This is a genomic window from Pseudomonas sp. K2I15, assembly GCF_002204795.1.
Lineage (GTDB): Bacteria > Pseudomonadota > Gammaproteobacteria > Pseudomonadales > Pseudomonadaceae > Aquipseudomonas.
Map to the genome: position 1 here is coordinate 1 of NZ_NIXO01000125.1, position 3,693 is coordinate 3,693.

A 3,693-nucleotide genomic window follows, 5' to 3' on the forward strand; every position below is an offset into this window, starting at 1 on the left:
CGCGAATGCGGTGTGTCAGCCAACCTATATGCCACTGATCCACCGCATTCGCGAGCAAGCCCGCTCCCACATTTTTGACCGTGGCCGCTTAACTGACTCGTCGTCGCCTGACACCCCTGCTAAATTGCCCCCCTGTCTTCTCACCCTCTTCAGGAAAGCACCATGGGCCATTCGCTGAAAATCCTGGGTCGCACCTCCTCCATCAACGTACGAAAAGTCCTGTGGACCTGCCACGAACTGGGCATCTCCTACGACCGCGAAGACTGGGGCATCGGCTTCGCCTCCACCCAGTCCCCCGATTTCCTGGCCCTGAACCCCAACGCCCAAGTACCCGTACTCATCGACGACAACGGCGTGCTGTGGGAATCCAACACCATCTGCCGCTACCTCGTGGGCCTGCACCAACGCCACGACCTGCTGCCCGCCGAGCCGGCAGCCCGTGCCAAAGTCGAGCAATGGATCGACTGGCAAGCCATCGAACTCAACCGTTCCTGGGGTAACGCTTTCACCGCCTTGGTGCGCAACAACCCCCAACGGCCTGGACGCGCACGCCATCGCCGTGGCGGTAAAGGCCTGGAACGACAAAATGGGCCTGCTGGAACAACAACTCATCAAAACCTCGGCCTACGTGGCCGGTAAAGACTTCACACTGGCCGACATCCTCATCGGCCTGTCGGTGCATCGCTGGCGGATTACGCCCATGGAGCGCCCGCCCTACCCGGCTGTCAGCGCTTACTACGAAACACTCAGCCAACGCACTGGCTTCCAGACCTTCGCCCTCGCCGGGCATAACTAAAAACAAGGACTACACAATGAACGGACTCAACGTACTACTCACCGGCGCCTGCGGCCGCATCGGCAAGACGTTTTTCGAAGCCTCGAAAGACCGCTACCGCTTCACCCTCACCGACCGTATCGAGCCGGATTTCGCCCTCGGCGAACACCGTTTCGTGCACGCCGACCTGAGCGACAAAACCAGCCTCGCCGCCCTGCTCGACGGCATTGACGTGATCGTGCACCTCTCGGGCATCCCCCACGCCAGCGCCACCTTCGACGAGTTGCTGCCCAACAACATCCTGGCCACCACATACCTGTTCGAAGCCGCCGTGGCCGCCGGGGTAAAACGCCTGGTGTTCGCCAGCAGCGCGCAGACCATCGAAGGCTACCCGGTAGACCGCCAAATCACCCCCGGCATGCAGGTCATGCCCGCCAACCTGTATGGCGTGAGCAAATGCTACGGTGAAGCACTCTGCGGTTTTTACGCCGCCAAGACCCCGCTCTCCACCATCGCCCTGCGCATTGGTGCGTTTGAATTCCCCGAAACCCACGACCTGAACAACGCCCGCGACCTCAGCGCCTGGCTCAGCCCGCGCGACGCCGTGCAATTGCTGCAACGTTCGGTGGAAGCCGAAGGCGTAAAGCACCTGATCGCCCACGGCATTTCCAATAACCGTTTCAAACGCCTGGACCTCAGCGAAACAACCCGTGTGCTGGGTTACCAACCGGTGGATGATGCGTTCCAGGAATTCGAGATCCCGATCACTTACTGAGTCTTCTGCCCATGTCTTCCCCCTCTCTTGCAGACGGCATCGACCCGATCCGCGCCGCCCACATCAGCGCACGCATCGACCGGCTGCCCGCCGTTGCCACCGTCTGGCGCCTGGTGGCGTTGCTGTCGATTGGCGGCTTTTTCGAGCTGTATGACCTGTTCCAGACCGCCTACATCAGCCCCGGGTTGATCAGCGACGGGATATTCCACACCGGCAGCCAGGGCGTCTTCGGCTTCTCCGACCAGGCGGCCTTTGCCTCGGCCACTTTCCTCGGCCTGTTCCTCGGCGCCAGCCTGCTCAGCCCGATTGCCGACCGCTACGGGCGCCGGGCGATCTTCACCTTTGCGTTGATCTGGTACACCGTCGCCACCGTGCTGATGGGCATCCAGACCTCCGCCTTGGGGATTATCTGCATGCGCTTCCTGGTGGGCATTGGCCTGGGCATCGAGCTGGTGACCATCGACGCCTACCTCTCGGAACTGGTGCCCAAGCGCATGCGCAGCTCGGCGTTTGCCTTTGCGTTTTTCATCCAGTTCCTGTCGGTGCCGGCGGTGGCCTTGATGTCGTGGTGGCTGGTGCCACAGGCGCCGTTCGGGGTTTCCGGCTGGCGTTGGGTGGTGCTGAGCAGTGCGGTGTTTGCACTGTTTATCTGGCAACTGCGCAAGCGCCTGCCGGAGTCACCGCGCTGGCTCGCGCAAAAAGGCCGCTTCGAGGAGGCCGGGCAGATCATGGACAGCCTTGAGGCACGTTGCCAGAAGGACCACGGCAAGCCACTGGACGAGCCGGAGCCCGAAGCCGTGAGCGTGCAGGGCAACGGGCGCTTTGCCGATATCTGGCAACCGCCGTACCGGCGCCGGGCGTTGATGCTGATTGTGTTTCATGTGTTCCAGGCCATCGGCTTTTTCGGCTTCGGCAACTGGTTGCCGGCGCTGCTCTCGGGCCAGGGCGTGAGCGTGACCCACAGTCTGGGCTATGCCTTCATCATCACCCTCGCCTACCCGCTGGGGCCGCTGCTGTTTGTGAAGGTGGCGAACCGTTTTGAAAACAAATGGCAGATCGTCGGCTCGGCCCTCGGCGCGGTGATCTTCGGCAGTTTGTTCGCGCTGCAAACCACCGCCGTGGGGCTGGTGATCTGCGGGGTGATGATCACCTTCTGCAACGCCTGGCTGAGCTTCAGTTATCACTCCTACCAGAGCGAGCTGTTCCCCACCAACATCCGCGCCCGGGCGGTGGGCTTTTGCTATTCGTTCAGCCGGTTGTCGACGGTGTTCAGCAGTTTGCTGATCGGTGTGATTCTCGAACACCTCGGCACGCCGGGCGTGTTGGCGTTTATCGCCAGCAGCATGTTGATCGTGATGATCACCATCAGTTGGTTCGGCCCGCGCACCCGCAACCTGGCGCTGGAGAACATTGCCCACTAGCGGCAAACAATGGCCGTCGGCACGCCAACGCTTGCCGACGGTGGCGGCCAAAAGCCCCGTAAACACGGGGCCATACCACTGGGCACGCTAATTGCTCCACCTGTGGGACCGCTCACATCCACAGGTGTCCTGATCATGCTGATCAACAACAACCCCCAGGCTCAGTCGACGATCCAACGCATCAAACGCTCAGACATGGACCCGGCCAACGCTGCGGCCAGCGCGCTGTACAGCGGCGCTGCACAAAACGCGCAGGGCACCACCGGCGTGACCACCACGCAGGCCGCCGCCGACGCCACCGCCGACAACATCGATGCGGCTTTTGCCAAGACGCGTGTGCAGTTGCAGGCCACCACCGCGACCCCATCAACCACCGATGTATCCAAGACTGACTCCACCTCGTCGGCCCGCAATGACTTCACCGACTACATGAAGAAAAGCCCGGCCGAGCGCATCCGCGAGCAACTGCTCAAGGAACAGGGCTTGACCGAGGACGATGTGAAGAACATGCCACAGGACAAGCAGGATGCTATTTCCAAGGAAGTGGCAGAACGCCTGAAGGTGCAGCAGACGCAGCAGGTAGCGGCGAAAACCGCTGACCCGCAGGTGCAGACCGTGAAAGACACCCTGGCTGCGATCTAAAAAACACCGCAAGACAAATGTGGGAGCGGGCTTGCTCGCGAAAGCAGTGTGTCAGTCAATACATAGGCTGACTGTCACAC

The 3,693-nt window shown here is 61.5% G+C and carries 3 protein-coding genes and 1 pseudogene; all 4 read left to right on the forward strand.

Annotation, left to right across the window (positions count from 1 at the left end; all coding sequences use genetic code 11):
* Nucleotides 1–162 precede the first annotated feature (162 nt).
* The 4 genes and pseudogenes from CEC48_RS30600 (at nt 163) to CEC48_RS30615 (ending at nt 3,613) form a co-directional block, all read left to right on the forward strand.
* Nucleotides 163–796 (forward strand): annotated as a pseudogene (locus CEC48_RS30600) (glutathione S-transferase family protein).
* A gap of 16 nt (nt 797–812) precedes the next feature.
* The gene (locus CEC48_RS30605; protein ID WP_088427224.1) at nt 813–1,550 is read left to right on the forward strand and encodes an NAD(P)-dependent oxidoreductase; all 738 of its coding nucleotides are present in this window, start codon (nt 813–815) and stop codon (nt 1,548–1,550) included.
* Nucleotides 1,551–1,561: 11 nt separating this feature from the next.
* Nucleotides 1,562–2,971 carry an MFS transporter gene (locus CEC48_RS30610; protein ID WP_176438810.1) on the forward strand — a complete coding sequence of 470 codons (1,410 nt, stop codon included), beginning with the start codon at nt 1,562–1,564 and terminating at the stop codon, nt 2,969–2,971.
* A 135-nt stretch (nt 2,972–3,106) separates the two neighbouring features.
* Nucleotides 3,107–3,613 carry a hypothetical protein gene (locus CEC48_RS30615; protein WP_088427226.1) on the forward strand — a complete coding sequence of 169 codons (507 nt, stop codon included), beginning with the start codon at nt 3,107–3,109 and terminating at the stop codon, nt 3,611–3,613.
* The last annotated feature ends 80 nt before the right edge of the window (nt 3,614–3,693 follow it).

Excerpts from the sequence above, each read along its gene's own strand:
- CEC48_RS30605 (WP_088427224.1), top strand. The coding sequence starts at position 813 with ATGAACGGACTCAACGTACTACTCACCGGCGCCTGCGGCCGCATCGGC.
- CEC48_RS30610 (WP_176438810.1), top strand. The coding sequence starts at position 1,562 with ATGTCTTCCCCCTCTCTTGCAGACGGCATCGACCCGATCCGCGCCGCC.
- CEC48_RS30615 (WP_088427226.1), top strand. The coding sequence starts at position 3,107 with ATGCTGATCAACAACAACCCCCAGGCTCAGTCGACGATCCAACGCATC.